This window comes from Humibacillus xanthopallidus, from assembly GCF_006716675.1.
GTDB classification, from domain to species: domain Bacteria; phylum Actinomycetota; class Actinomycetes; order Actinomycetales; family Dermatophilaceae; genus Humibacillus; species Humibacillus xanthopallidus_B.
Genome location: NZ_VFPM01000002.1, coordinates 203,949 through 228,407, shown reverse-complemented (window position 1 = coordinate 228,407; position 24,459 = coordinate 203,949). Strand labels below are relative to the sequence as shown.

The following is a 24,459-nucleotide window of genomic DNA, read 5'->3' as shown; positions in this document are numbered from 1 at the left end:
TGTGCGGGGGCGGGCGCCGTGATCCGGCGTCCGCCCCTCGCGGCACCACCAGCCCCCTCCAGGAAGAAGGAACCACGTGTCGAGCGTGACCGGTGTCTCTGCCACCGACGAGCTGCCCGGCCCTGACGGCAGGCCTCCCCTGAGCGCCGACGCCGCCTCGACGGGCCGTGTGGGCGACCGCATCTTCGGCGGCGCCGCCACCCTCTCGGGTGTGGTCGTCATCGTCCTCGTCAGCCTCATCGCCGTCTTCCTCATCGTCCAGGCGATCCCCGCGCTGGCCGACAACAGCGCCAACTTCTTCACGTCGCGCGAATGGGCCCCGGGAGGCGAGGAACCCCGCTTCGGCATCCTCGAGTTCCTCTGGACCACCGTGACGGCCTCGACCCTGGCCATGCTCATCTCGGTGCCCGTGGGCGTCGGCGTCGCGCTCTTCATCACGCAGTACGCCCCCGCGTGGATGCGCCGCCCGGCCGCCGCCCTCGTCGACCTGCTCGCCGCGGTGCCCTCGATCGTCTACGGCCTCTGGGGCCTGATCACCTTCAGCCCCTTCTTCAAGCCCGTGCAGGGCTTCATGGAGGACAGGCTCGGCTGGTTCCCGCTCTTCTCCCCCACCGGCATCTCCGGGGGCACCATCTTCTTCATCGGCATCGTCCTCGCGATCATGGTGCTGCCGATCGTCACCGCACTCTCGCGCGAGGTCTTCGACCAGACCCCGCTCGCGCACAAGGAGGGCGCCCTGGCGCTCGGCGCGACGAAGTGGGAGATGATCCGGACCGCGGTGCTGCCCTTCGGCCGCCCCGGCGTCATCTCCGCCTCGATGCTGGCCCTCGGCCGCGCCCTCGGCGAGACGATCGCCGTGACCTTCCTCGTCTCGGCCCTCGCGGACGGCTCGCCGTGGACGTGGTCGCTCTTCAACGGCGGCGAGACCTTCGCGTCCAAGATCGCCAACAACGCCGCGGAGTTCAGCAACCCGAGCAAGACCGGCGCCTACATCGCGGCCGGCCTCGTGCTCTTCGTGCTGACCTTCATCGTCAACAGCATCGCCCGGGTCGTCATCGAGCGCAGGAAGGCCTTCACCGAATGAGCGCCATCACCGACGAGCGCCGGCCCGACGACCCCTCCGTCCCCGACGACGCCAGCACCCCGCCCGGCGGTCGCCCGGGGCGTGACGCACTGCGCCAGATGGGCAGCCCGCACCGGGCCCGCAACGTCAAGGACGTCATCGCCCGGGTCGTCATGTGGTTCTGCTTCTTCCTCGCGATGGTCCCGCTCGTCTGGATCCTCTGGACCGTCATCTCCAAGGGCGCCCACCTGCTCGGGTCGATGCAGTGGTGGACCGGCAACCAGCGCAACATCAACTCCGACGACGCGGGGGGCGGTGCCCGTCACGCCATCGAGGGCACCCTGCAGATGGTCGGCATGACCGCCCTCATCGCCGTGCCGATCGGCATCTTCACCGCCGTCTACCTCGTCGAGTACGGCCGGGGCCGCCTCGCCAAGGCGATCAGCTTCACGGTCGACATCCTCTCGGGTGTCCCCTCGATCGTCGCCGCCCTCTTCATCTACGCCGTGTGGGTGACGACCTTCGGCCTCAGCCGCTCGGGCTTCGCCGCGGCCCTCGCCCTCGTGCTGCTCATGATCCCCGTCGTCGTGCGCTCCACCGAGGAGATGCTGAAGCTCGTGCCCAACGAGCTGCGCGAGGCGGCGTATGCGTTGGGCGTGCCCAAGTGGGTCACGGTCGTCAAGGTCGTGCTGCGCACCGCCTTCTCGGGGATCATCACCGGCGTGCTGCTCGGCATCGCGCGCGTCATGGGCGAGACCGCCCCGCTGCTGATCCTCGCTCCCTATACGAAGAACTTCCAGCGCGACCTGTTCAACGGCAACTTCCCCACGCTGCCCATGATGATCAACCAGGACCGCGGCGACTTCGCCCTCGCGACGGCGGCCGAGCGGATGTGGGCGGCAGCGCTCACCCTGATCATCCTCGTCCTGCTGCTCAACATCATCGGCCGGGTCATCGCGTACTTCGGCTCGGTCAAGAAGTAAGAGAAAGCGAAGCGTCCAGACATGGCAAAGCGAATCGACGTCAACGACCTGAACGTCTACTACGGCTCCTTCAAGGCCGTCGAGGGCGTCTCGATGACGGTCGAGCCCCGGTCCGTCACGGCCTTCATCGGCCCCTCGGGCTGCGGCAAGTCGACCTTCCTGCGCACCCTCAACCGGATGCACGAGGTGATCCCCGGCGGCCGGGTCGAGGGCAAGGTCATGCTCGACGACCAGGACCTCTACGCCCCCTCGATGGACCCGGTCACGGTGCGCCGCACCATCGGCATGGTCTTCCAGCGGCCCAACCCGTTCCCGACGATGTCGATCTACGACAACGTCGCCGCGGGCCTGCGCCTCAACGGCGTCAAGAACAAGAAGACCCTCGACGGCATCGTCGAGTCCTCGCTCAAGGGCGCGAACCTCTGGACCGAGGTCAAGGACCGTCTGAACAAGCCCGGCGCCGGCCTCTCCGGCGGCCAGCAGCAGCGCCTGTGCATCGCACGCGCCATCGCCGTGCAGCCGCAGGTGCTCCTCATGGACGAGCCGTGCTCGGCCCTCGACCCGATCTCGACGCTCGCCATCGAGGACCTCATCAACGAGCTGAAGAGCGAGTTCACGATCGTCATCGTCACGCACAACATGCAGCAGGCCGCTCGGGTCTCCGACCGCACGGCCTTCTTCAACCTCAAGGCCACCGGCGAGCCCGGCCGCCTCATAGAGATCGACGACACGACGCGGATCTTCAACAACCCGTCGGAGCAGGCCACCGAGGACTACATCTCCGGCCGCTTCGGCTGACCGATCGACAGCGCAGGTCGTCGGCACGAACCGCAATCGAAAGAGCAGTCCGTCGGCTCAGCGTGAGGTCACCCTCACGCCGAACCCCGACGGACTGCTCTTTCGATGGGGGAGGCGGGCGTCAGCGGAAGATGCCGCTGACGTACCACGCGAGCACGGCGACGAGGCCGGCACCCGGGAAGGTGAGGAACCACGCCCCGACGATGTTGCCGGCGACGCTCCAGCGCACGGCCGACAGGCGCTTGGCCGCGCCGACGCCCATGATCGCCGAGGTGATCGTGTGGGTCGTCGAGATCGGCGCGCCGAAGGCGAGACCGGCGACGTAGAGGATCGACGCCGCGGTGGTCTCGGCGGCGAAGCCCTGCGGGGGTGTGAGGTCGATGATGCGGCGCCCGAGCGTGCGCATGATCCGCCACCCACCGGCATACGTGCCGGCGGAGATGACGATCGCCGACAGCAGCAGCACCCACGGCGGGATCGAGTCACCCTCGTGGTAGCCCGCGATGTTGAGGACGAGGACGACGACGCCGGCCGTCTTCGCGGCGTCCTGGAGGCCGTGACCGAACGCCATGGCCGCCGCGGAGCCGGTCTGGGCGAGGCGGAAACCGCGGGTCACCTTGGACGGGTTGGCGTGGCGGAAGCCCCAGAGGATGGACACCATGAAGAGGTAGCCGATCGTGAGACCGAAGATCGGCGAGAGGACCATGGGGATGATGACCTTGGTCCAGATGACCTCCCACTGGACGGCCACACCGGCCGCGAGCGCCGCGCCGGCGAGGCCGCCGATGAGCGCGTGCGACGAGGATGACGGCAGGCCGAACCACCACGTGATGAGGTTCCAGCCGGTCGCGCCGATGAGGGCCGCGGCGACGAGCCACAGGCCGTCGACCCCGGTCGGGGTCTCGATGATGCCGGAGCCGATGGTCTTGGCGACCTTGCCGCCGAAGAACGCTCCGAAGAGGTTGGCGACCGCGGCCATCGCGAGCGCGACCCTGGGGGTCAGGGCCCGCGTCGAGATCGACGTGGCGATGGCGTTGGCGGCGTCGTGGAAGCCGTTCGTGTAGTTGAAGCCCATCGCCAGGGTGATGCAGGCGATGACCCCCAACAGGGGAAGGGTGGGTTCCATCGGAGGGTCAGGACTCCTTGACCGCGATGCCCTCGACGACGTGGGCCACCTTCTCGAACGCGTCGGCGGCGTCCTCGAACCCGTCGACGATGGCCTTGACCTTGATCAGCTCGACCGGGTCGGGCGAGTTGGTGAACAGCGCTGCGACCTGCTTGCGGTGCAGCGTGTCGGCCTGGTTCTCGAGGCGGTTGATCTCGATCCAGTAGCTCTTGAGGTCCTTGAGCGAACGCAGACGCGGCATCGCCTCCGCGGTCACCTCGGCCATCCGCGCGAGGATCTCGAACTGCTCGGCGAGACCCTCGGGGATGTCTCCCACGCGGTAGAGCACGATGAGGTCGCCGGTCTCCTCGATGAGGTCCATGCAGTCGTCGAGCGAGGCGGCGAGGGCGTGGATGTCCTCGCGGTCGAACGGCGTGATGAACGAGCTGTTGACCCGGTTGATGAGCTCATGGGTCGCGTCGTCCGCGGCGTGCTCGAGCTCCTTGAGCCGGTCGGCCACCGCCTGGCGCTTCGAGGGGTCGACCTCCAGGAACCGGGTCAGCTCACTCGTCGCGTCGACGAGCAGCTGGGCCTGTGCGGTGAAAAGCGTGAAGAAACTCGTGTCCTGGGGTGTGAGGCGAAAACCCACGGGGGTGCTCCGGTCGATGGGGGGTCTGGGTCCGGGAAGATGCTACGGGTACTTGGACCTCTGCACGCAACCGAGCCGACATCTGCCGTTCACTGAGGTGCCGTACCTGCTCGAGAGCGGCCGAGCCGAGCGAGAAGCCCCAGGACGAACCGGACGAGAGGTCCCCATCCGCCCTCAGGACGTCGCCGCGCCAGCCCCACGCGCCGCAGTGATCCCGAGCAACGCGTCGACCTCTGCAGGAGTGAAATGACGCGTCGTCGTGGACGCGGCCACCACGAGGTCGCTGACGAGCTCGATCTCGTCGGCCAGGGCAACGTCGAGCAGGTCTCCGGACCGCTCATCCTCGGGCGTCATGCCCTCAATCTAGATTGCCGGGCCGGGCCCCGTGGCTCTTAGTCACAAACAAGACAGGGCTTTCCACACCCGGCGCGCGAGAGCATCATGACGACATGCCCCCGGACGCCGAGGCCGCCGATCCGTGGAGCGTCACCGTGCGCGGGAGCTTCTTCGTGGGCCGCTGCGGCACGTGTGCGTGGACGGGCCCGGCCCGCCGCGCCCGTTTCTCCGTCGCGGCCGACATGACGGCCCACGAGGTGCTGTGCCGCTCGGCGGCGACACAGGACGTGCCGATCCCGGCCGGGGCGCGGGTGACCGCGGAGGTTGGGGAGGTTGTGGCGTCGGGCCGGGAGCGCCTCTCGGCACAGGGCCGCTCGTAGCGGCTGAATTTGGGACCCGGGGCTACCGCGACCCGACGCGAGGAACAGAATAATCGCGTCGCGGGAGGATCACCAAAGGTGCTGATGCGCAACCCCTGCGCAACCCCTGCGCAACCCCTGCGCAACCCCTGCGCAACCCCTGTCAGGCATCGGCTCGCGCCGTGCACGCAGCCCCACGCCGTCCCACGTCGAGGCCGTATGCCGTGTGGCCGGGTCTGCGGGTCACGCCCGTCAGTCGAGCGCGCCGGCCCGCCACAGCCGGGCACAGGCCGTGAGGTCGTCGGCCATCGTCAGCATGTTGGCGGCCTGCTGTGCCGTGTCTCCGCCCGAGGAGATGTCGGCGCGCCCGGCCGACACGACGCGGCAGAAGGCCGATGCGCGCTCGAGAGCGACCGCGAGGTCTCCCTCGAAGACGCCGCGGAGCACCGCGTCGATGACCCGGCTCATCTCCTCGGGCCCGGGCGGCTCGGCGGCGCCGGCCACGGCATGGTTGGGTCCAGTGAAGCGGATGCCGGCGGCATACTCCCGGCTTGCCTCGTCGGGGGCGCGCTGCACCCACTCGCGCAGCACGTAGAGGCGCCAGAGCGCACCCGGGAGCGAGCGGGCCGGCCGCTGCGACCACAGCTCGGCGAGGGTCGACAGACCGATGTCGTCGACGAGCGCCACGAGCTTCTGCGTGACCGCCGGGTCGGCAGCCGCGCGGCCGGCGTGGACGAGCGCCTGCGCCGTCTCGTGCGCGACGTGGATCTGCTCCGTGGGGTCGTAGGCAGGCCCGTGAGCCTCGAGGGCCGACGGGCTGAAGAAGGCGGGCCGCCTGTGGTTGCGATGCTCGCTCTCACTCATCCCAGCAGGCTAGACCCCGACGCCGACGGGCCGAGTCCGCGATCCACGGCGCTCGTTCGGCAACGTCCTCTCGGGCTGCGCCCGCCCGGACCGTCCCGTCGCGCAACGTTGAACAGGTGAGTTGCGCACTGTTCAGTCTTTGTCTAACGTCTGTCCAGTCGGTCAAGAAAGCGCCGCCACATCTTTGATGGAGGACGCATGACCGACCTGTCGAGGGCTCCGCGCGACGCCCAGACCCGAGCACTCATCACCACAGTCCGCACCGCTGACAGCGAGTCCGAGCGCTCCAAGGCCCTCGAGGCCGTCACGAGGCTGCACCTGCCGCTCGCTCGTTCACTCGCCCACCGCTACGCCGGCAAGGGCATCGAGCGAGACGACCTCGAGCAGGTGGCGTTCCTCGCCCTGCTCAAGGCGGTCCAGCGTTTCGACCTCGCGCAGACCACGGAGTTCGGGGCCTACGCGACGCCGACCATCACCGGAGAGCTGCGGCGGCACTTCCGCGACCACGGCTGGCTCGTGCGCCCACCGCGCAGCCTGCAGGAGCGCCGGCAGCTCGTCACCGACTCGCGCTCGCGGCTCGAGCAGAGCCTGGGCCACGAGCCGACCCTCGAGGAGCTCGCCGCCGAGCTCGACCTGACCCTCGAGGCGGTCAAGGAGGCCCAGGTCGCGGCAAGCAACCTGCGACCGGCCTCCCTCGACGCGACGACGACCGAGGGCGGCCGACCCGTGCTCGACCTCATCGACGGTCGAGCCGATGCGCTCACCGACCCCGGCCTCGACGAGGGCATCGTCGTGCGCACGGCCCTGCAGCGTCTCGCGCCCCGCGACCGCGAGCTCGTCGAGCTGCGCTTCACCCGTGACATGACCCAGGCCGAGATCGCGGAGTCGATGGGCCTGTCGGCGATGCAGGTGAGCCGCCTGCTGCGCCGCATCCTCGACGAGCTCCGCGAGCACCTCGAGCCGTCCGAGCTGCGCCCGACCGAGGTCCGTCCGCTCGAGCCGCGCCGGGCCGAGCCTCGTCGGGCAGCGCTCATCTCCGCCTGACCACCACCCCTGCGACATCGGCGTCGGGCCCGGGAGACCGGGACCGACGCCGATGCCATGCCGGCCGTCAGTGCCGGCCGTCAGTGCTGGCTGTCAGTGCTGGTAGGTGCCGTGGATCAGGGCGCGCCCCAGCGTCTTGAAGGCGAGGTTGAACGACACGACGGCCGGCGAGGCGTTCTCGTCGACGCCGAGGGTCGGCTCGGACACGGCGTGCACGACGAAGAAGTAGCGGTGCGGCATGTCGCCCTTCGGCGGGGCCGCACCCATGAAGCCATGGTCACCTCCGTCGTTGCGCACGTGGAAGGCCTTGCCCGGCAATGACTTCGAGGCAGCGCCGGTCTCGAGCGAGGTGACATCGGCGGGCAGGTCGACGAGCACCCAGTGCCAGAAGCCTGACGGCGTGGGGGCGTCCGGGTCGAAGCAGGTGACGACGTAGCTCTGCGTGCCCTCGGGCGCGCCGCTCCAGGAGAGCTGCGGCGAGGTGTTGCCGCCGTCGGCGACCTGGTCGCTCTTGAGCGCAGACCCGTCGTGCACGTCGTCGCTCGTGACGTCGAAGGACGGCACCGGGGGCAGGTAGTCGTAGGGGTTGGGGGCGACCTTGCGGGCGAGGCTCATTCGGTGCTCCTGGAGGTCCGCTGACGAAGGGTGGACTCCAGTGATACCCCATTCGCCTGAGGCGCGATCGCAGGTCGCGCGAGAGGACGCGCACCCTGATAGCGCGCGCGCACCATGACAGCGCGCACCCTGGCACCCAGGGCCATGACGTGGCGCGGCGCTCCTAGGTCGGGGAGGCCGCCTCCTCGATGACCTGGATGACCGAGACGTCTCCGGCCTTGGCCGTGCCCAGGCGCTCGACCGCCCGTTGCGCGATGACCCCGAGCTTGACGTTGCTCGCCTGCGAGTAGCGGGACAGGATGCCGAACGCCGCCGCGTCGTCCAGCCCGTAGGCGAACCTCAGCGCCCCCTTGACCTGCTCGATCGCGGCGCGGTTCGTCGTCGCGGCGGCGACCGCCGCGTTGGCCAGCTCCTCGACCACTCCGGTGACGTCGAAAGCGAGGCCGCGCATCCGCAGGAGCTGGCCGTCCGCGTCGCGGTCCGCGTCGCCGACGAAGGCGATCGAGCGCACCCGGTCGTCCCCGTCGTAGAGCCGGTACTGCCCCGAGATCGGCGCCCCCGCCTCCAGCGCGGCGGACAGCGTCTCGGCGATGGTGTCACGGTCGTCCTCGTGCATGCGCTTGAAGAGCAGCTCGGAGGGGTCGGCGTCGCTCCGGGTCAACCCGGCGACGGCATACATGTCATCGGACCACCACCACGTCTGCGTGGCGTAGTCGTAGACGCACTCCCCAAAGGCTGGACGCGTGCTCATGGCGTTCCTCCTCCATCCCTGCCCTGCACGTGCAGGACCAGAATCTCATCGTTCACGCGCCCGTGTCAGCCCAGCCGGAGGCCGACAGAGGGACCGCACCGACCCCGGCCAGACGGCATACGGGCACGAGCGCCGAGGGTACGGGCCGCTGAGCCGGAGGGCTGCGGCATACTGGCCGTGAGTCAGCCCGGGCGGCGCTGGCCCCCGTCTGGTCCGCCATGGCTGCGAGGGACGTTGCCCTAGACTCCCCACTCCCGGGCCTCTAGCTCAGTCGGTAGAGCATCGGACTTTTAATCCGCCGGTCGTCGGTTCGAGCCCGACGGGGCCCACCAGTCAAACGCAGGTCACATCTCATCGGCGCCTGAGGTGTGCGCCAGCCGGAGGCGACGGGGAAGATGGCGCCATGGCGCCCACAGCCTTTCCCGAGCCGTCCTCCACCCCCGACCTTCGAGACCTGTTGCTGCAGTACCTCGACTACTACCGGTCGGTGATCAGCAGCAAGGTCGACGGGCTGGACCGCGACGAGCTGCAGCGGGCCACCGTGCCCTCCGGCTGGACACCTGCAGGCCTCGTCAACCACCTCGCCAACGTCGAGCGCCGTTGGATCCGTTGGGGATTCATGGCAGAGGCCATCGCCGATCCGTGGGCGGACCAGGAGGGCGCCGGCTGGGTGTCACCCGACCTGACGGCTGGGGAGCTGACGGCCCTGCTCGAGGGTGCGGGGCGCAGCACCCGGGCCGTCGTCGAGGACCACGAGCTGACCGAGAGCGCCACCATCGGCGGACGGTTCACCGATGCCGCCGCCGCACCACAGCTGCACTGGATCCTGCTCCACCTCGTCCAGGAGTACGCGCGCCACGCCGGTCACCTGGACATGGCGCGAGAGCTCATCGACGGCCAGACGGGTGAGGAGCCCTGAGGCTCTCCGGCTCAGTCGGCGAGGCCGCTCGTCCACCTCTCCTCGATGCGGCCCCAGCGCCAGATGGCGAGGGACACGAGCCAGGTGACGACGAAGAGCCCGACGATCCAGAAGCCGATGCTCGCGAGGTCGATGCCGCCGATCCACGCAAGGGGGCCAGAGGTGATCTCGAGCTTGTCCGTGATGATCGAGACGAGCTCGATGATGCCGATGACGAGGGCCACCGCGACCGAGAGCGACGTCACGGTGATGTTGTAGTAGAGCTTGCGCACCGGCTTGCTGAACGCCCACCCGTAGGCGAAGTTCATGAACGAGCCGTCGATCGAGTCGAGCAGCGACATGCCCGCGGCGAAGAGCACGGGAAGGGTGAGGACGGCATACCACGGCAGGTTGGCGGCAGCGGCGCCGCCGGCGATGACGAGCAGGCCGACCTCGGTCACGGTGTCGAAGCCGAAGCCGAAGAGCACCCCCACGGGGTAGAGGTGCCACGGCTTCGTGACCGCCCGGTTGACCCGCCCGAGGATGCGGTTGAGGAAGCCACGCTTGTCGAGCTGGCGCTCGAGCTCGGCCTCGTCGTAGTGGCCCGAGCGCATCTGGCGCGAGACGCGCAGGATGCCGATGAGCGCGGCGAGGTTGACGAGCCCGATGAGCACGAGGAAGACGCCGGAGACCGAGGTGCCCCACACCGACGTGATCTGCTGCAGCTCGGAGCCGTCGTCGGCGAGGGCGCCGGCGAGCGCCCGGATGCCGAACGCGAGGAGCATGACCATGGCGAAGACGACGGACGAGTGCCCGAGGCTGAACCAGAAGCCGACGCTCATCGGCCGCTGGCCGTCACTCATGAGCTTGCGGGTGGCGTTGTCGATGGCGGCGATGTGGTCGGCGTCGAAGGCGTGGCGCATCCCGAGGGTGTATGCCGTGACGCCGAGTCCCACACCGAAGAGCTGGCCCGCGACGCGGTACTCCTGCGGCGCCACGACCCCGAGGAGCAGGCCCCAGCCGATGACGTGGAGCGCCAGGACGACGACACTCATGCCGAGGACGCTGCGATGCTGGTCGGGCGACAGCCGGGAGCGCAGCGTTCGCCTGGTGCTCGGTTGCCCCACCTCGATCGCCACGGGGCCACGCTAGATGCGACAGAGTCGCAGGTGCAACCACCGTCGGACGTGGCATGCTCGCGGCACCGGACGAAGGAGACCGCCATGACCGACTGCTGTGACGAGGTGCGCGCGTGAACGACGCCTTCGTCTACGACGCCATCCGCACCCCGTTCGGACGCTTCGGCGGGGCGCTCGCAGCCACCCGGCCCGATGACCTCGCGGCCCTCGTCGTGCGCGCCGTCGTCGAGCGTGCACCCGGTCTGGCCGGTGACGGCGCGGGCGAGCACGTCGACGAGGTCGTCTTCGGCAACGCGAACGGGGCAGGTGAGGACAACCGCAACGTCGCGCGCATGGCGACCTTGCTCGCCGGTCTGCCGACGACGATCCCCGGAACGACGGTCAACCGGCTCTGCGGCTCGAGTCTCGATGCAGCGATGATCGCCTCGCGCCAGATCGCGACCGGTGAGGCCGACGTGGTGGTCGTCGGCGGCGTGGAGTCGATGACGCGCGCCCCGTGGGTGCTCCCCAAGACCGAGAAGCCTTATCCCGCAGGCGATCTCGCTCTCGCTTCGACGACCCTCGGGTGGCGGCTCGTCAACCCGGCGATGCCGCCCGAGTGGACCGTCTCCCTCGGCGAGGCGACCGAGCAGCTGCGCGAGCGCTTCGACATCTCGCGCGAGCGGCAGGACGACTTCGCGGCCCGCTCCCACCGCCTGGCGGACGAGGCCTGGAGCTCGGGGTTCTACGACGAGCTCGTCGTGTCGGTGCCGGGCGTCGACCTCGCCCGCGACGAGTCGATCCGGCCCGACACCACGCCCGAGAGGCTCGCCGGTCTGCGCACCTCGTTCCGGGCCGAGGGGGGCACGGTCACGGCCGGCAACGCCTCGCCGCTCAACGACGGCGCCTCAGCGGTGCTGCTCGGCAGCGCCGCGGCCGCGGACGAGCTCGGCCTGGCGCCCGTCGCCCGGATCGCCGGCCGGGGTGCGAGCGCGCTGGACCCCCAGTTCTTCGGCTACGCGCCCGTCGAGGCCGCCAACCAGGCCCTGTCCCGGGCGGGGATCACGTGGGGCGACGTCGCCACCGTCGAGCTCAACGAGGCTTTCGCGGCGCAGTCGCTCGCGTGCATCGACGCGTGGGACATCGACCCGGAGATAGTCAACCGCCACGGCGGCGCCATCGCCATCGGACACCCGCTCGGCGCCTCGGGTGGACGCATCCTCGGCACGCTCGCGAGGAGCCTGCAGCGCAGCGGCGACCGGTGGGGCGTCGCGTGCATCTGCATCGGCGTCGGCCAGGGGCTGGCCGTCGTCCTCGAGAACGTCACCGCCTGACGCGACCCGGCCCCCCGGCGCTCAGGGCAGGGACGCGCCCCCGCAGATGACGATCGTCTGCCCCGTCACCATGGCACCTGCCGGCTCGAGGAGGAACCTCGTGAGCGCAGCGATCTCTGCCGGCTCGACCAGTCGACCGAGAGGCGGCACGACGGGCGGCACGGAGGCACGGTTCGGGTCGTCGAGCATCGCCGTGCGCGTCGGGCCCGGCGCGACGACGTTGACGGTGATCCGCCGCGGCGCGAGCTCGGCCGCCCATGAGCGCGCCATCGCGGTGAGCGCCGCCTTGGTCGCGGCGTACTGGCTCTTGCCAGGCACGCCGGTCATGGTGCGGCTTCCGACGAGCACGACCCGGCCGCCGTCGCAGAGCGTCTCGACGAGACCCCCGACGACGAGCTCGGCGCCTCGAACGTGAACCGCCCACATGCGCTCACCCTGCTCTGGCCGCAGCTCCGCCACCAGGGCGGAGAACTGGAGGCCGGCGGCGTGGACGATCGCGTCCACGCCGCCGGTCGCGGCCTCACGCACCGCCTGCACTGCCTCGCCGGCCGAGATCACGTCAGCCAGGTCGCACGGCACCCACGTGGCGGCGTCCGGCAGCGCGCCGCGCGAGCGGCTGAGGCCGAGGACGTGCCACCCGGCACCGACGAGGTCGTGGGCGATGGCGAGGCCGATGCCCGAGCTGGCCCCCGTGACGACCGCGCTGCGTGTGACGCGGCCGTCCGGTGGGGAGGGGGCCGGCTCGGGCAGGGTCGCCGCCGTCATGGGGACGGGCTGGGTCGCAGACGGTCGACGACGTCAGGGGGAAGGTGCACGTGCTTGATGGCCCGACGGCGGTAGGTGTAGGCCACGTGGAGCCCGCCGTCGCGAGCGGGCAGCACCGAGGGATAGGAGAGCTCGCGGTTGAGACCGTCGCGCGAGTTGTTGGACATGCAGTAGCCGTCGCCCGTCTCGAGGTCGACCTGCACGGGCCACGACCGCCCCTCGTCGGGGCTGAGGCCGAGCGTCATCGGTGCCCTCGGCGCCCCCCAGAAGGCGGTTCGCCGGCCGACAGCCTCCGCCTCGTCCACGGAGGGCTCGGCGACGACCGGGCCCTCGAGCCCGTCGCGCACACCCTCGTCGTCGATCTCGTCGTAGAGCGAGACCCGCCTCTCGGTGGCGTCGCGCGCGGAGCTGCGGTTGAAGACGAGCGCGACCTCTCCCCCACCGGTGGCGACAGCCTGGATCGAGGAGTTGTTGTTGGGCAGCTCGGTCGGGGTCGGCTCGGCCCACGTGAGCCCGTCGTCGGTCGACGTCGACTGCCAGATGTGGTCTGCCCAGCGGCTCCGGAAGCACGCCCAGAGCGAACCGTCCTGCCGCGCAACGACATTCATGTGCACACAGCCGAGTGATCCGGGCACTGGCGACTCGGTCCAGGTCGCCCCGTCGTCATCGCTCCACCAGACGCTCGACGTGTCCTCGTTGCCGACCCACTTCTCGCCGGGCACGGTGACGCAGTTGAAGACAGGGATCAGGATGCGTCCGCTGCCGAGCACGACCGGAGGCTGGCGGACGAAGACGCCGCCGGCATCGGTCGCCGGGAGGAGCACGCTCGGGGGCTCCCACGTCGCCCCACCATCGCGGGAGACGCGTCGGCGCACCTCGGACGTGTCCTGGTTACCCGCGAGCTGCGCCGTGTAGAGCAGCCAGACGTCGCCTCCCGGCGCCGTCAAGAGCACGGGATTCTGCTCGGACCGCGTCGGGTCGTCGCTGAGCGGCACGGGGTCCAGCCACGTGTCGGTACCGGACGGCATACGGCTGAGGTAGGCGGTGATGTCGCTGACACCCTCCTGGGTGCCGCCGAACCACACGCAGGCGAGATCGCCGTTCGGCAGCCACGCGAGGTTGGCCGCGTGGCACTGCACCGTCGGGGTGGGCAGGTATGCCGTCCGGCCACCTCCCTCACGGACGCGCAGGACACCGTCGGTCGGGAGGGCCGGAGCGGCCTCTGCGGTGCTCACAGCTCCCCGCGAGCGGCGCGGAGGTGGGCCGTCGCCGCCTGCTCGAGGTGGATGAGGTCGGACGACACGGTGGCGAGCGTGAAGCCCTGGCCGAGCCGCTTCGACGCGACCTCCCCACTGGGAGTGTGGAACCCGGCTGCGATGCCGGCGGACTCGGCTGCTCGGAGGATGCGGGCGACCGCCTCCTCGAAGACGTCGTCGACGTCAGGGTCGACCGAGGTCTTTCCCCCGACCGCGAGGCGCAGGTCGGAGGGGCCGATGTAGAGCCCGTCGATGCCGGGGGTCGCGGCGATCGCCTCGACGTTCTCGAGCCCCTGCGGCGTCTCGATCATCGCGAGCACGACGGTGGCGGCGTTGGAGTCGGCCGGGTTGGGGCCGACGCGCAGCTGGGCCCGCATCGGGCCGTAGGAGCGGATGCCCTCGGGGCCGTACTTCGCGTACGAGACCGCCCGCGCGGCGTCCTCGGCCGTGTTGACGAGCGGCACGATGACCCCGGCGGCGCCGGCGTCGAGGGCCTGCCCGATGAGGAAGGGGTCGTTGGCGCCGACCCGGACCATGCCCACCGACTCACCGCCGGCGTCGATGGCCTGCATGCCGGCGAGGATGCCCTTGTAGTCGAGCAGCCCGTGCTGGCCGTCGAAGCAGACGTAGTCGTAGCCGACGCGCGCGAGCCGCTCGGTGGAGACCGGCGAGTCGATGATGACCCAGTAGCCGAGGATCGTCTCGCGTGCCCGGAGCCGGCGGGCGTAGTCGAGCACCCGCTCACGGCTCCGCTCCATGGCGGTGCCTCCCCCGGCGCTCATCGGTTGTACCCCGGCATCGACCCGGCAAGCGCCTGGCCGGCGTCGTCGCACGCTGCCACGACATCCTCGGGGAGCGGACCGGCTTGTGCAGCAGTGATGTTGGCCTCCAGCTGACGTGGTTTGGACCCGCCCAGGAGGACCGCCGACACGACGGGCTTGGAGAGCAGCCACCGCAGCGACAGCTCGGGCAGGGTGATGCCGGAATCGGCCGCGATCGCGCCGAGGGCGTCGATGACCGCGAACGTCTCGGCATTCCAGTAGCGGTCCTTGTACATCGTCGCCAGCGCCGAGTCGCCGAAGCGCCCCTGCGCGGGCGACTCCGTGAAGGAGTGCCGGCCGGTGAGCAGACCGCCACCGAGCGGGTTGTAGACGATCGTCGCCAGACTCTTCGTCGTTGCGAACTCGACGTACTCGGCCTCGATGCGACGTGCGACGAGGTTGTAGAGCTGCTGCGCGAGGATCGGGCGGGGCGTGCCGAGGGCATCGCAGGCAGCGAAGACGTCGCCGATCTGCCAGGCCGAGAAGTTGGAGACGCCGATGGAGCGCACCTTGCCCTCCTGGACGAGATCGGCCAGAGCGCCGATGGTTACGTCGATCGGCACCGAGCGGTCGGGCTGGTGGAGGTAGTAGACGTCGACGTAGTCGGTGTGCAGGCGACGCAGGCTTGCCTCGAGGGACGACCGGAGCCCGGCCGCGGAGAGCAGCGGCGCGCCACCCGCGTCGCCGGGATAGATGCCGGCCTTGGTCGCGATCGTCGCGGCGTCGCGGCGGCCAGCGAGGATCTCGGCGAGCATCTCCTCACTGCGCCCGGCGGCATACCCGTTGGCGGTGTCGATCGAGGTGATGCCGGCGGCGAGCGCCGTGTCGACCATGGTGCGGGCGGTGTCGAGGTCGACGGTGTCGCCGAACGTCATCGTGCCGAGGACCAGCCGTGAGAGCGGCCGGTCGAGGCCCGGCAGCTCGATGGCCGGCAGGGTTGCGGTGGTCATGATGCCTTCTCGGTCTCGGCCGTCCGGGAGGCGGCGATGTGGCGGATGAGGTGTCGCGGTTTGATGCCCGTCATGAGGCCAGGCTCGAGCGCCGAGCGGCGCAGGCGTTGCGTGTAGTCCTCCTGCGGGCGGGAGAGCAGGTCGTCGGTGCGGCCGCTCTCGACGATCCTGCCGGCGCGCATGACGACCGTGTTCTGCGAGATCGCCCGCACGACACCGAGGTTGTGCGAGATGAAGAGGTAGGTCAGGCCGGTGTCGGCCTGGATGTCGGCGAGCAGCTCGAGCACCTGCGCCTGCACCGACACGTCGAGTGCGCTCGTCGCCTCGTCGCAGACAAGGAGCTCGGGCTCGGACGCCAGCGCGCGGGCGATCCCGATGCGCTGGCGCTGCCCTCCGGAGAACTCCGGAGGCTTGCGCCCGAGCGCCGTCTTCGGCAGTCCGACGCGGTCGATGAGCTGTGCTGCCTTGTCCCGCTGGGCCTTGCGTGACTTCTCTCCGCGCACGGCAATCGGCTCGGCGACGATCTGCTGCGCGGTGAGGTGCGGGTCGAGGGAACCGTAGGGGTCCTGGAAGACCATCTGGACGCGGTGCCGGATCGGGCGCAGCTGTCGCTCGGTCAGAGCGGCGAGGTCGGTGCCGTCGAGGTCGACGGTGCCGGACGTCGGCTTCAACAGGCGGACCAGGGCCTTGGCGATGGTCGACTTGCCGCAGCCGGACTCTCCGACGATGGCGAGGGTCCCGCCGCGCGGCACGCTGAACGAGACGTCGTCGACGGCGCGGAAGGTCTCGCTGCCCGTCTTGTACTCGACGACGAGGTTGCTCACGGTGAGCAGGTTGTCAGCCATGGCTGGCCTCCTTGACGAGCTTGGCGCCGGATGCTGCGGAGCCGCTGGCTTCCGTTGAACCAGTCTGCGGCGCAACGGAACCCGAGTCGGGAACGTCGCCCACGGCATACGGCCCCGGTTGTGACGGCTCCGTGAGTGCGGGATCGTGCCAAGGGCCGAGCTCGGGGATCGCCCCGAGCAACTTCTGCGTGTAGGGGTGCTGCGGGTGGTCGACGACGTCGGTGACAGGACCGCTCTCGACGAAGACGCCGGACTTCATGACGTGGATGCGGTCGCTCATGAGCCGGGCGACACCGAGGTCGTGCGTGATGAGCAGCAGGGCGATGCCGGTCTGCTCCTGGAGCTCGAGGAGCAGGTCGAGGATGCCGGCCTGGACGGTCACGTCGAGCGCACTCGTCGGCTCGTCGGCCACGATGAGGTCGGCGTCCGTCGAGACGGCCATGGCGATGAGCACCCGCTGGAGCATGCCGCCCGAGAGCTGGTGGGGGTAGGCGTCGAACTGCTTCGCAGGGTTGCGGATGTGCACCTGCTCCATGAGCGACAGCGCCCGCTGCTTGGCCTCCGACCTGCCCAGCTTGGGGTACTTGATGCGCACGGCCTCGGTCATCTGGCGCCCGATGGTGCGGATCGGGTTGAGCGCGGTCATCGGATCCTGCGGGATGAGGGCGACCACCCGGCCACGCAGCTGGTTGATGACCTTGCGGTCGCCGGTGACGTCCTGTCCGGCGATGCGGGCCTCCCCCGAGATGACGGCGAGGTCGTCGGGCAGCAGCCGCAGCAGGGCCATCGCCGTCGTCGACTTGCCCGAGCCGGACTCGCCGATGATGGTCACCGTCTCGCCCTCGTCGATGTGGAAGCTCACTCCGTCGACGGCGCGGACGACCGCATCGGTCGTCATCAGCTCGACCTGGAGGTCCTTGACCTCGAGCACGCTCATGCCTGGTCTCCCTTCGCACGGCGCACGCGGTCGCGCAGGCCGTCGCCGACGAGGTTGACTCCGACGACGAGCATCGCGATGGCGACGCCCGGCACGGTCACGAGCCACGGCTTGCCCGTGACGAAGAGCTCACGCCCGTCGGAGATGATGCCGCCCCAGGTCGGGTACGGCCGCTGGACGCCGGCGCCGAGGAAGGACAGGGCGCTCTCGAGCAGGACGGCCTGGGCCAGCAGCAGGAGCACGACGACGAGCACCTGCTGGAGGATGTTGGGCACGACGTGCCGGCGCAGGATCGAGAACTTGCGCAGGCCGAGCACCCGCGCCGCCGCGACGTACGGCTTCTCCCGCTCGACGAGCACGAGCGCCCGGGTGATGCGTGCGGGCTCCGGCCACTGGGCGAACGCGATGACGAGCGTGATCACGGGGATCGACGGCCCGAAGAGGGCGACGACGAGCAGCAGCATGAGCAGCAGCGGGAGGGCCATCTGCGCCTCGAGCAGTCGCGAGATGAACGTGTCGACCCACCCGCCGAAGTAGCCTGCAGCGGCGCCCGCGACGATGCCGAAGAGTCCCGAGACGAAGATCGCGAGCATCCCGATGACGAGCGAGGTCTGGCCGCCGTGCAGGATGCGCGAGAGCAGGTCACGGCCGTTCGGGTCGGTGCCGAGCAGGTGCCCGGGGCTGAAGGGCGGCAGGGCCGAGTCGCTCAGCTGCCCGACGATCGGGTCGGGCAGCGGGAGGACGTTCGCCAGCACGACGGGAATGATGACGACGCCGGCGCAGATGGCACCCACCCAGATCTTGATCGTGCTGTAGCGGGCGCGTCGGGCTGCCGCGGATCGGCGCAGCAGCACCTTGTTGACCGCCGAGTCACGCCCGAGGATCGAGCCGGGAACCTCGCTGAGGTTGGGCGACCGGGGTGCGGAGGTGGAGGTGGTCATGAGCTCGCCTCTCCGAGACGGACCCGCGGGTCCATGAGCGGGTAGAGCAGGTCGACGAGGAGCTGGACGAAGAGCGCCAGCATGACGGTCACGAGGACGGTGGCCTGGATGAGCGGGAAGTCGCGCTGCTTGAGCGCGTTGACGACGAGCTCGCCGACCCCCGGCCAGTTGAAGACCACCTCGACGATGACGACGCCGTTGAGCATGGCGGCGAAGCGGGTTCCGAGCGCCGTCACGACAGGGAGTGCGGCATTCGCGAAGGCGTAGCGCCAGGTCAGGGCTCGCTCGGAGACCCCCCGCGACCGCGCCACGGTGAGGTAGGGCGAGGCGAGGTTGACGACCATCTCGCGGCGCACGAGCCGAGAGATGAGGGCGATCTGCAGGATGGCGATCGTCACCGTCGGCAGGATGATCGAGGCAGGCGAGTCGTAGCCCGACGGCTCGAACCACCTGAGGTTCACCGCGAAGAGGATGAGCAGCACGAAGCCGATCCAGAAGTCGGGCATCGACTGGCCGGCGATCGTGCCGATGTTGGCGCCGAGCTCGGGGCCGGTGTTGTTGCGCCGCGCCATCCACACCCCCAGCGGGATCGCGACGATCGACGTCAGGATGATCGCCGCGACCGCGAGGGTGATCGTGTAGGGCAGGCGTTCCAGGACGACCTCGAGCGCGGGGCGCTTGAAGAAGAACGACGTGCCGACATCGCCCTGGAACAGGTGCTGCAGGAACGTCCAGAACTGCACGGGGATCGTCTGGTCGAGCCCGAACTGCTGGCGGATGGCCTCGAGCTGCTCGGAGCTCGGGTTCGGCGGCGCATAGTTGGCCGCGGGGTCGCCCGGCGCCATGCGGAGCAGGACGAACACCGTCGCCACGGCCAGGAAGGCCGTCAGGATCGTTTGACCGATCCGTTTCAGGACGTACGTGAGCATGGAATCACCTTGGTCTGGTCGGCTGGACGTCAGCCGGAGACGGTCACGGCGGCGAGGTCGTAGGAGTTCGTCGCCCGGAGGTTGAGGCTCTGGACCCGCTTGCGCTTGGCCAGGACGTTGTTCGGGGTCCAGGCCCACACGGCCGGCCACTGCGCCCAGATCTTCTCCTGGGCCTGCTTCAGCAGGTCGGTGCGCTTGGCCTCGTCGGACTCGGCGGCGGCCTGGTCGAGGAGCGCGGTGATGTCGGGGAAGACGAAGCCGTGGTAGGTGTCGCGCGTCTTCTCCTTCTCGGCCGTGCCGCCGTACTGGCCCTGGAGATTGGTGAGGGCGAGCCCCGTCTGGTTGCCGTAGCCGTTGGCCAGGATGTCCCAGTCGCCGGCCTCGCCGCGACGCCAGGCGTTGATCTCGCCGCCCTTGGGGATCATCTTCAGCTCGGCGGTCACGCCGACCGCGGCGAACATCTGGGACACGGCCTCGAGGACCCGCGAGGCCCCCGCGAACTCCGAGTCCTCCCAGATGATGCGCACCTTGAGACCTGCGGCGCCGTTGTCGGCGAGCATCTGCTTGGCCTTGGCCGCGTCGTAGACGTAGTCGCCCGTCTTGGCGAAGCCGGCCAGCGTGGTCGGCACCACCCCTTCGGCCGAGGTCACCTGGCCGTTCATGAGGGCCTTGATGAGCGACTGGTGATCGATCGCGTAGCTCAGCGCCTCGCGGACCTTGGGATTGGCGAGCGGGCTGCTCGCCGGCTTGCGGAAGTTGTAGAAGAGGTGGATGAGGCGCGTGCCCGGAGTCTCGATGACGTCGATGTCGGAGTTCGTCTTGAGCGAGGCGGCGGACTCGGGCGTGATCGTGTCGATGACGTCGGTCTGACCCGAGGTGATCGCGATGACGCGCGCCCCCTCCTCCTCCTGGTAGCTGACGTTGACCTCTTCGAGCTTGGCCGGGGTGCCCCAGTAGTTGGCGTTGCGCACGAGGCGGTAGGTGCCCGTGCCGGAGTCCGCGCTCGCGATCGTGAAGGGGCCGGTGCCGAGGCCGGTGCCCAGCTCCTCGGGCTTGTTGTCCTTGGCCGGCGTGATGAGGATGTTCGACATCAGGGAGTTGAGCGAGACGACGGGGTTCTTCGTCGTCAGGGTGAAGGTCCGGTCGTCCACCTTCGTGAAGGTCGGCTGCTCGGGGAACTGCGAGGCGACGTAGCCGGCCTTGACCTCGAAGTAGAGCTTGAGCGCGGTCTCGACGTCCTCGACGGTGACCTTCGACTTGTCGGAGTAGTGGATGTCGTCGCGGAGCTTGACGGTCCAGACCGTCGGCTTGGTCTGCTCGAACGACTCGGCGAGCACGAGCTCGGGGGTGAGCTTGTCGCCGATCCTCGTCAGTGCCTCGCGCACCGCGCGCTGCACCGTGACGGCGGCGTCGTACTGGTTCAGCTTGTTGTCGAGGCTGACCAGGTTGCGGTTGAGCACGATGCTCAGGGCGCCACCGGCAGCGGCAGCGCCTCCGGTGGACGTGCTCGTGGCGGACTTGGGCCCGGCGCAGTTGGCGAGCACGGGGGCGAAGATCAGGCCCGCGCCGGCCAGCGAGCCGAACTTGAGGATGGAGCGGCGCGAGTGCTGCCGCGCCGGCTGGTCAGACGGGGAAACGCGAGATGGCGTTTGCTGGGGCATCGGAACTCCTCGTTGAGCGTGGCCTCGACCGCGACTGCGCACCGCGCGCCGTTCGGGTCCCACTACATTCGCACCATTGCACGAATCGCGCAATACCTGTAGCGTTTTTTGTGACGGGACGCCTCGTGACACCTTCACGGACAGTGCGAAGCAGGCTCGCTCAGTGAGACGGCAAGGGTGCCAAACTCCTTGCTGTAAGGACGATTACCGGCAGGAGAGGGGTCATGGTCGCACTGGAGATCGGCGTCATCGCCGATGATCTCACCGGTAGCGCAGAGTGCGCAGCGCACGCGTTGTTGCGCGTTTCGCGCAGCTCGATCCTCCTGACTGCCCCGGAGGTGCCCACGCAGGACCCCGGCCACCCCGCCGACAACACGGCCGCGTCGGACCGCGCAGGCATGCTGCGCGTGCTCACCGTGGACACGCATTCACGCGGCGTCGCGCCATCGGCTGCTGCAGCCCGCGCCTCCGCGGCGGCCGACGTCGTCGCCGACGCTCCCGTCGTGGTCAAGAAGGTCGACTCGCTGCTGCGTGGCAACGTGGCTGTCGAGATCGCCGCCGTGGCTGCGCAGCTCGGTCGTGCTCCTGTCGTCGCCGTGAGCAATCCCGCGTTGGGCCGGGTCGTGCGCGACGGCGTGCTGCACGTGGGCGGGATCCCCCTGCACGAGACCGAGCTGTGGCACGTGGAGCCCACCCCCGCACCGCGGTCCGTGCCCGAGGCGATGATCCCGCTGCGCACCGTGCTCGTGCCCCAGCGCACCGTCGACGCAGGCGTCGCCGCTGTCGCTGACGTACTGCGCGACATCGCGTCGTCCGGCGCCGTTGCCGTGTGCGACGCCGCCACGGACGCCGATCTCGTGACGATCCACGCGGCGGCCACGGGCGGCCGACGAGCAGCGCTGCTCGTCGGCTCCGGAGCCATGGCAGACACGGCCGTCCGCGCGCTCGCGCCCGAGCCGGACGCCGCCCCCACACCCCTCCCGCGCTTGCGCTCGCTCCTCATGGTCCTCGGCACGCGCGCCAGCGCGGTCGCTCCCCAGCTCGAACACCTCGGCGCCGAGGCCGCGCACATCGAGCTCGTCGGCCCGACGAGGTTGCTCGCGGACCCTGGGGCCCTCGCGGCGCGACTCTCCCAGCTGCCGGCGAGAGGACTCGTCGCCGTCGCGCTCGACCCGTCGGCTGCGACCGAGACCGGCGACGTCAGCCGGCTCGTGCACGCGCTCGCTGATGCCCTCGCCCCACTCGTCGTGCGCTACGACGGTGTCTTCCTCACCGGTGGAGAGACCGCCCGCGCAGTGCTCGACCGGCTCGGGGTCGGCTCGCTCTCCGTCCTCGCCGAGCTCGAGCGGGGCACCGTCGTCAGCCGGACGGACGGCGGCCACGTCGTCGTGACCCGCCCGGGAAGCTTCGGCGCCCCCGACTCCCTCGTCCGCACGGCCCACCGGCTCCTGGGCTGCGCGGCCCACCCCGACACCGACACCCACCCCGACCGAACCGCCCCACTCAGCCGGCGCGGCACCAGCCCGCACCGTCTCGTCGCCCCATCCAAGGAGAACCCATGAGCGCCGTCCTTCCCCGCATCGCCGTGACCATGGGAGACGGTGCCGGCATCGGGCCCGAGATCATCGTCAAGGCGCTCGCAGACCCGCACGTCGCGACGATGGCCCGCACCGTCGTCATCGGGGACGCGCTGCGGCTCAAGCAGGCCGCCGCCGTCATCGGCAGCCCCGTCGACATCGTCACCGTGACCGAGGTCGAGGAGGCGCAGGAGCTGCCGGGCCGGATCAACGTCATCGACCTCGGGCTGCTTCCGGAGGACCTCCCCTTCGGACAGCTCTCCCCGGTCGCCGGCGACGCGGCATACCACTACGTCCGGGTGGCATCCGAGCTGGCGATGGCGGGCAAGGTCCAGGCCATCTGCACCGCGCCGCTCAACAAGGAGGCGCTGCACGCCGGCGGGCACCTCTTCCCCGGCCACACGGAGCTGCTCGCCCACCTGACCGGCACACCCGAGGTGTCGATGATGCTCTCGACCGAGAAGGTCAAGGTCATCCACGTGACGACCCACATCGGCCTGCTCGACGCCGTCGCGCGCATCGAGCCGGGTCTCGTCGAGCGCGTCATCCGCCGCGGGCACAAGGCGCTCGTCGACGCGGGCAACCCCCACCCCAAGATCGGCGTCTGCGGGATCAACCCGCACGCAGGGGAGAACGGCCTCTTCGGATACGGCGAGGAGGAGTCGAAGATCAACCCGGGCGTGGAGGCGGCTCGAGCTGACGGCATCGACGTGCACGGCGCGCTTCCGGCCGACACTCTCTTCTTCCTCGCCGGCCGCGGCGACTACGATCTCGTCGTCGCGATGTACCACGACCAGGGGCACGGCCCCGTCAAGGTGCTGGGCCTCGAGGCCGGCGTCAACGTCACGATCGGCCTGCCCGTCATCCGCACCTCGGTCGACCACGGCACCGCCTTCGACATCGCAGGCACCGGCGTAGCCGACCACCGCTCGATGATCGAGGCCCTGCGGCTCGGCGCCGAGATGGCTCCCCGCCCGGTCAGCGCCTGAGGCGCGGGGCGTGGCGAGGCACGCGGCGCAGACCCGCCGAGGAGAGATCCTCCGACTCGCCACGACAACGGGCCTGGCGAGCGTCGAGGAGCTCTCCGACCAGCTAGGCGTCACCGCATCGACGATCCGACGCGACCTCGCCAAGCTCACGGCCCAGGGCATGCTGGCGCGCACCTACGGCGGGGCCATGCCCTTGTCGCACCCCACGGAGGCCTCCCTCCGGCAGCGCCTCGGCGAGGCGTTCGATGCGAAGCAGGCCATCGCGCGGTGGGCCTGCTCGGTCATCGAGTCGGGTGAGACAGTCCTGCTCGATGCCGGGTCGACGACCGCCGCCCTCGCTCAGCAGCTCAAGGCCGCCACAGCCCTGAGCAGAGGCTCCGGCCACCTCGGCCGCGCCGACCTCACCGACCTCACCGACCTCACCGTCGTGACGGCGGGCGTCAGCACCGTGGCCGCCCTCGCCGAGGCGGACGGTGTCGAGGTCATCGCCCTCGGCGGAAGGCTGCGCACGATGAGCCAGGCCTTCGTCGGGCCGCTGGCCGAGTCGGCGATCTCGCGGCTGTCCTTCGACCGGGCGTTCATGGGCGCCGACAGCGTGCACGCGGAGCGCGGCATCTGCGAGGCGGACCTCGAGCAGACCCTGCTCAAGGAGCTCATGATGAGTCGCGCGACGCACACCTACGTGCTGGCCCACGGGGCCAAGCTCGGTCAGTCGCCCTTCCACGCCTGGGCCGTCATGCCTGCCCGCTGGACGCTCGTCACCGACGAGAGCGCGGATCTCCCTGCGGTGCAAGAGTTCTGCGATCGCGGGGTCGAGGTCGTCATCGCACCCGCACTGCCCCGCTGAGCACACCCCGGCCGAAACCACCCC

At 70.1% G+C, this 24,459-nt stretch carries 26 protein-coding genes and 1 tRNA gene; 11 read left to right on the top strand and 16 right to left on the bottom strand.

From position 1 onward, the window contains the following. Positions 1-76 precede the first annotated feature (76 nt). The 3 genes from pstC to pstB are packed head-to-tail and all read left to right on the top strand — an operon-like array spanning position 77 to position 2,844. A complete protein-coding gene (gene pstC, locus FBY41_RS08990; RefSeq protein ID WP_141843666.1) occupies positions 77-1,084 on the top strand; it encodes a phosphate ABC transporter permease subunit PstC in 1,008 nt (335 codons plus the stop codon). Continuing rightward, positions 1,081-2,046, top strand: coding sequence for a phosphate ABC transporter permease PstA (gene pstA, locus FBY41_RS08985; RefSeq protein WP_141843664.1), 966 nt, complete (start codon positions 1,081-1,083; stop codon positions 2,044-2,046). The genes pstC and pstA overlap by 4 nt, the downstream gene beginning before the upstream one ends. A gap of 21 nt (positions 2,047-2,067) precedes the next feature. Continuing rightward, positions 2,068-2,844 (top strand): phosphate ABC transporter ATP-binding protein PstB, encoded by a 777-nt coding sequence (gene pstB, locus FBY41_RS08980; RefSeq protein WP_141843662.1) that lies wholly within the window; start codon positions 2,068-2,070, stop codon positions 2,842-2,844. Positions 2,845-2,965: 121 nt separating this feature from the next. Here pstB and FBY41_RS08975 read toward each other — a convergent pair whose 3' ends face one another. The 3 genes from FBY41_RS08975 to FBY41_RS08965 form a co-directional block, all read right to left on the bottom strand. Further along, positions 2,966-3,970, bottom strand: a complete 1,005-nt coding sequence (locus FBY41_RS08975) for an inorganic phosphate transporter (RefSeq protein WP_141843660.1) — start codon at positions 3,968-3,970, stop codon at positions 2,966-2,968. 7 nt (positions 3,971-3,977) lie between these two features. Then, positions 3,978-4,598 (bottom strand): DUF47 domain-containing protein, encoded by a 621-nt coding sequence (locus FBY41_RS08970; RefSeq protein WP_141843657.1) that lies wholly within the window; start codon positions 4,596-4,598, stop codon positions 3,978-3,980. A 174-nt stretch (positions 4,599-4,772) separates the two neighbouring features. Beyond that, positions 4,773-4,952: a hypothetical protein gene (locus tag FBY41_RS08965; RefSeq protein ID WP_141843655.1), complete on the bottom strand. Its 180-nt coding sequence runs from the start codon at positions 4,950-4,952 to the stop codon at positions 4,773-4,775. Positions 4,953-5,047: 95 nt separating this feature from the next. On the opposite strand from FBY41_RS08965, the gene FBY41_RS08960 reads away from it, so the two are divergent. Beyond that, complete coding sequence (locus FBY41_RS08960) at positions 5,048-5,314, top strand: hypothetical protein (RefSeq protein ID WP_141843653.1); 267 nt, start codon at positions 5,048-5,050, stop codon at positions 5,312-5,314. A 231-nt stretch (positions 5,315-5,545) separates the two neighbouring features. Here FBY41_RS08960 and FBY41_RS08955 read toward each other — a convergent pair whose 3' ends face one another. Next, the gene (locus tag FBY41_RS08955; RefSeq protein ID WP_141843651.1) at positions 5,546-6,157 is read right to left on the bottom strand and encodes a hypothetical protein; all 612 of its coding nucleotides are present in this window, start codon (positions 6,155-6,157) and stop codon (positions 5,546-5,548) included. Positions 6,158-6,355: 198 nt separating this feature from the next. Between FBY41_RS08955 and FBY41_RS08950 the strand changes: the two genes are divergently transcribed. Beyond that, entirely contained in the window at positions 6,356-7,201 is an 846-nt protein-coding gene (locus tag FBY41_RS08950) for a sigma-70 family RNA polymerase sigma factor (protein WP_141843649.1), read from the top strand. Between the two features lie 93 nt (positions 7,202-7,294). Here the strand turns inward: FBY41_RS08950 and FBY41_RS08945 are convergent, their stop codons facing one another. Together FBY41_RS08945 and FBY41_RS08940 are read right to left on the bottom strand one after the other, a co-directional pair. Next, complete coding sequence (locus FBY41_RS08945; RefSeq protein ID WP_141843647.1) at positions 7,295-7,816, bottom strand: YbhB/YbcL family Raf kinase inhibitor-like protein; 522 nt, start codon at positions 7,814-7,816, stop codon at positions 7,295-7,297. 163 nt (positions 7,817-7,979) lie between these two features. Then, complete coding sequence (locus FBY41_RS08940) at positions 7,980-8,567, bottom strand: PAS and ANTAR domain-containing protein (protein WP_141843645.1); 588 nt, start codon at positions 8,565-8,567, stop codon at positions 7,980-7,982. Between the two features lie 256 nt (positions 8,568-8,823). Here FBY41_RS08940 and FBY41_RS08935 point away from each other — a divergent pair. After that, positions 8,824-8,899: transfer RNA gene (locus FBY41_RS08935), tRNA-Lys, on the top strand. Between the two features lie 71 nt (positions 8,900-8,970). Continuing rightward, on the top strand, positions 8,971-9,486 hold the full coding sequence (locus FBY41_RS08930; RefSeq protein WP_141843643.1) for a DinB family protein: 516 nt from the start codon (positions 8,971-8,973) through the stop codon (positions 9,484-9,486). A gap of 11 nt (positions 9,487-9,497) precedes the next feature. Here the strand turns inward: FBY41_RS08930 and FBY41_RS08925 are convergent, their stop codons facing one another. Continuing rightward, a complete protein-coding gene (locus FBY41_RS08925) occupies positions 9,498-10,520 on the bottom strand; it encodes a HoxN/HupN/NixA family nickel/cobalt transporter (RefSeq protein ID WP_141843641.1) in 1,023 nt (340 codons plus the stop codon). A 197-nt stretch (positions 10,521-10,717) separates the two neighbouring features. Between FBY41_RS08925 and FBY41_RS08920 the strand changes: the two genes are divergently transcribed. Further along, positions 10,718-11,917 carry a thiolase family protein gene (locus FBY41_RS08920; RefSeq protein ID WP_141843639.1) on the top strand — a complete coding sequence of 400 codons (1,200 nt, stop codon included), beginning with the start codon at positions 10,718-10,720 and terminating at the stop codon, positions 11,915-11,917. 21 nt (positions 11,918-11,938) lie between these two features. On the opposite strand, the gene FBY41_RS08915 is transcribed toward FBY41_RS08920, so the two are convergent. The 9 genes from FBY41_RS08915 to FBY41_RS08875 are packed head-to-tail and all read right to left on the bottom strand — an operon-like array spanning position 11,939 to position 21,022. After that, the gene (locus tag FBY41_RS08915) at positions 11,939-12,682 is read right to left on the bottom strand and encodes an SDR family NAD(P)-dependent oxidoreductase (protein ID WP_141843636.1); all 744 of its coding nucleotides are present in this window, start codon (positions 12,680-12,682) and stop codon (positions 11,939-11,941) included. Next, a complete protein-coding gene (locus FBY41_RS08910; protein ID WP_141843634.1) occupies positions 12,679-13,917 on the bottom strand; it encodes a sialidase family protein in 1,239 nt (412 codons plus the stop codon). Before FBY41_RS08910 ends, FBY41_RS08915 begins: the two co-directional genes overlap by 4 nt. Continuing rightward, complete coding sequence (locus tag FBY41_RS08905; protein WP_260439663.1) at positions 13,914-14,720, bottom strand: HpcH/HpaI aldolase family protein; 807 nt, start codon at positions 14,718-14,720, stop codon at positions 13,914-13,916. Before FBY41_RS08905 ends, FBY41_RS08910 begins: the two co-directional genes overlap by 4 nt. After that, a complete protein-coding gene (locus FBY41_RS08900; protein WP_141843632.1) occupies positions 14,717-15,709 on the bottom strand; it encodes an aldo/keto reductase in 993 nt (330 codons plus the stop codon). The genes FBY41_RS08905 and FBY41_RS08900 overlap by 4 nt, the downstream gene beginning before the upstream one ends. Further along, a complete protein-coding gene (locus tag FBY41_RS08895; protein WP_141843630.1) occupies positions 15,706-16,554 on the bottom strand; it encodes an ATP-binding cassette domain-containing protein in 849 nt (282 codons plus the stop codon). Before FBY41_RS08895 ends, FBY41_RS08900 begins: the two co-directional genes overlap by 4 nt. Then, a complete protein-coding gene (locus FBY41_RS08890) occupies positions 16,547-17,491 on the bottom strand; it encodes an ABC transporter ATP-binding protein (RefSeq protein WP_260439662.1) in 945 nt (314 codons plus the stop codon). Before FBY41_RS08890 ends, FBY41_RS08895 begins: the two co-directional genes overlap by 8 nt. Then, positions 17,488-18,432 carry an ABC transporter permease gene (locus FBY41_RS08885; protein ID WP_141843628.1) on the bottom strand — a complete coding sequence of 315 codons (945 nt, stop codon included), beginning with the start codon at positions 18,430-18,432 and terminating at the stop codon, positions 17,488-17,490. The genes FBY41_RS08890 and FBY41_RS08885 overlap by 4 nt, the downstream gene beginning before the upstream one ends. Further along, positions 18,429-19,361 carry an ABC transporter permease gene (locus FBY41_RS08880; protein ID WP_141843626.1) on the bottom strand — a complete coding sequence of 311 codons (933 nt, stop codon included), beginning with the start codon at positions 19,359-19,361 and terminating at the stop codon, positions 18,429-18,431. The genes FBY41_RS08885 and FBY41_RS08880 overlap by 4 nt, the downstream gene beginning before the upstream one ends. A gap of 29 nt (positions 19,362-19,390) precedes the next feature. Further along, positions 19,391-21,022 (bottom strand): ABC transporter substrate-binding protein, encoded by a 1,632-nt coding sequence (locus FBY41_RS08875; RefSeq protein ID WP_141843624.1) that lies wholly within the window; start codon positions 21,020-21,022, stop codon positions 19,391-19,393. Between the two features lie 224 nt (positions 21,023-21,246). On the opposite strand from FBY41_RS08875, the gene FBY41_RS23380 reads away from it, so the two are divergent. The 3 genes from FBY41_RS23380 to FBY41_RS08865 are packed head-to-tail and all read left to right on the top strand — an operon-like array spanning position 21,247 to position 24,435. Beyond that, positions 21,247-22,584, top strand: coding sequence for a four-carbon acid sugar kinase family protein (locus FBY41_RS23380; RefSeq protein WP_185748987.1), 1,338 nt, complete (start codon positions 21,247-21,249; stop codon positions 22,582-22,584). Next, positions 22,581-23,588, top strand: a complete 1,008-nt coding sequence (gene pdxA / locus FBY41_RS23375; RefSeq protein ID WP_185748986.1) for a 4-hydroxythreonine-4-phosphate dehydrogenase PdxA — start codon at positions 22,581-22,583, stop codon at positions 23,586-23,588. The genes FBY41_RS23380 and pdxA overlap by 4 nt, the downstream gene beginning before the upstream one ends. 10 nt (positions 23,589-23,598) lie before the next feature. After that, positions 23,599-24,435 carry a DeoR/GlpR family DNA-binding transcription regulator gene (locus tag FBY41_RS08865; RefSeq protein ID WP_141843623.1) on the top strand — a complete coding sequence of 279 codons (837 nt, stop codon included), beginning with the start codon at positions 23,599-23,601 and terminating at the stop codon, positions 24,433-24,435. The last annotated feature ends 24 nt before the right edge of the window (positions 24,436-24,459 follow it).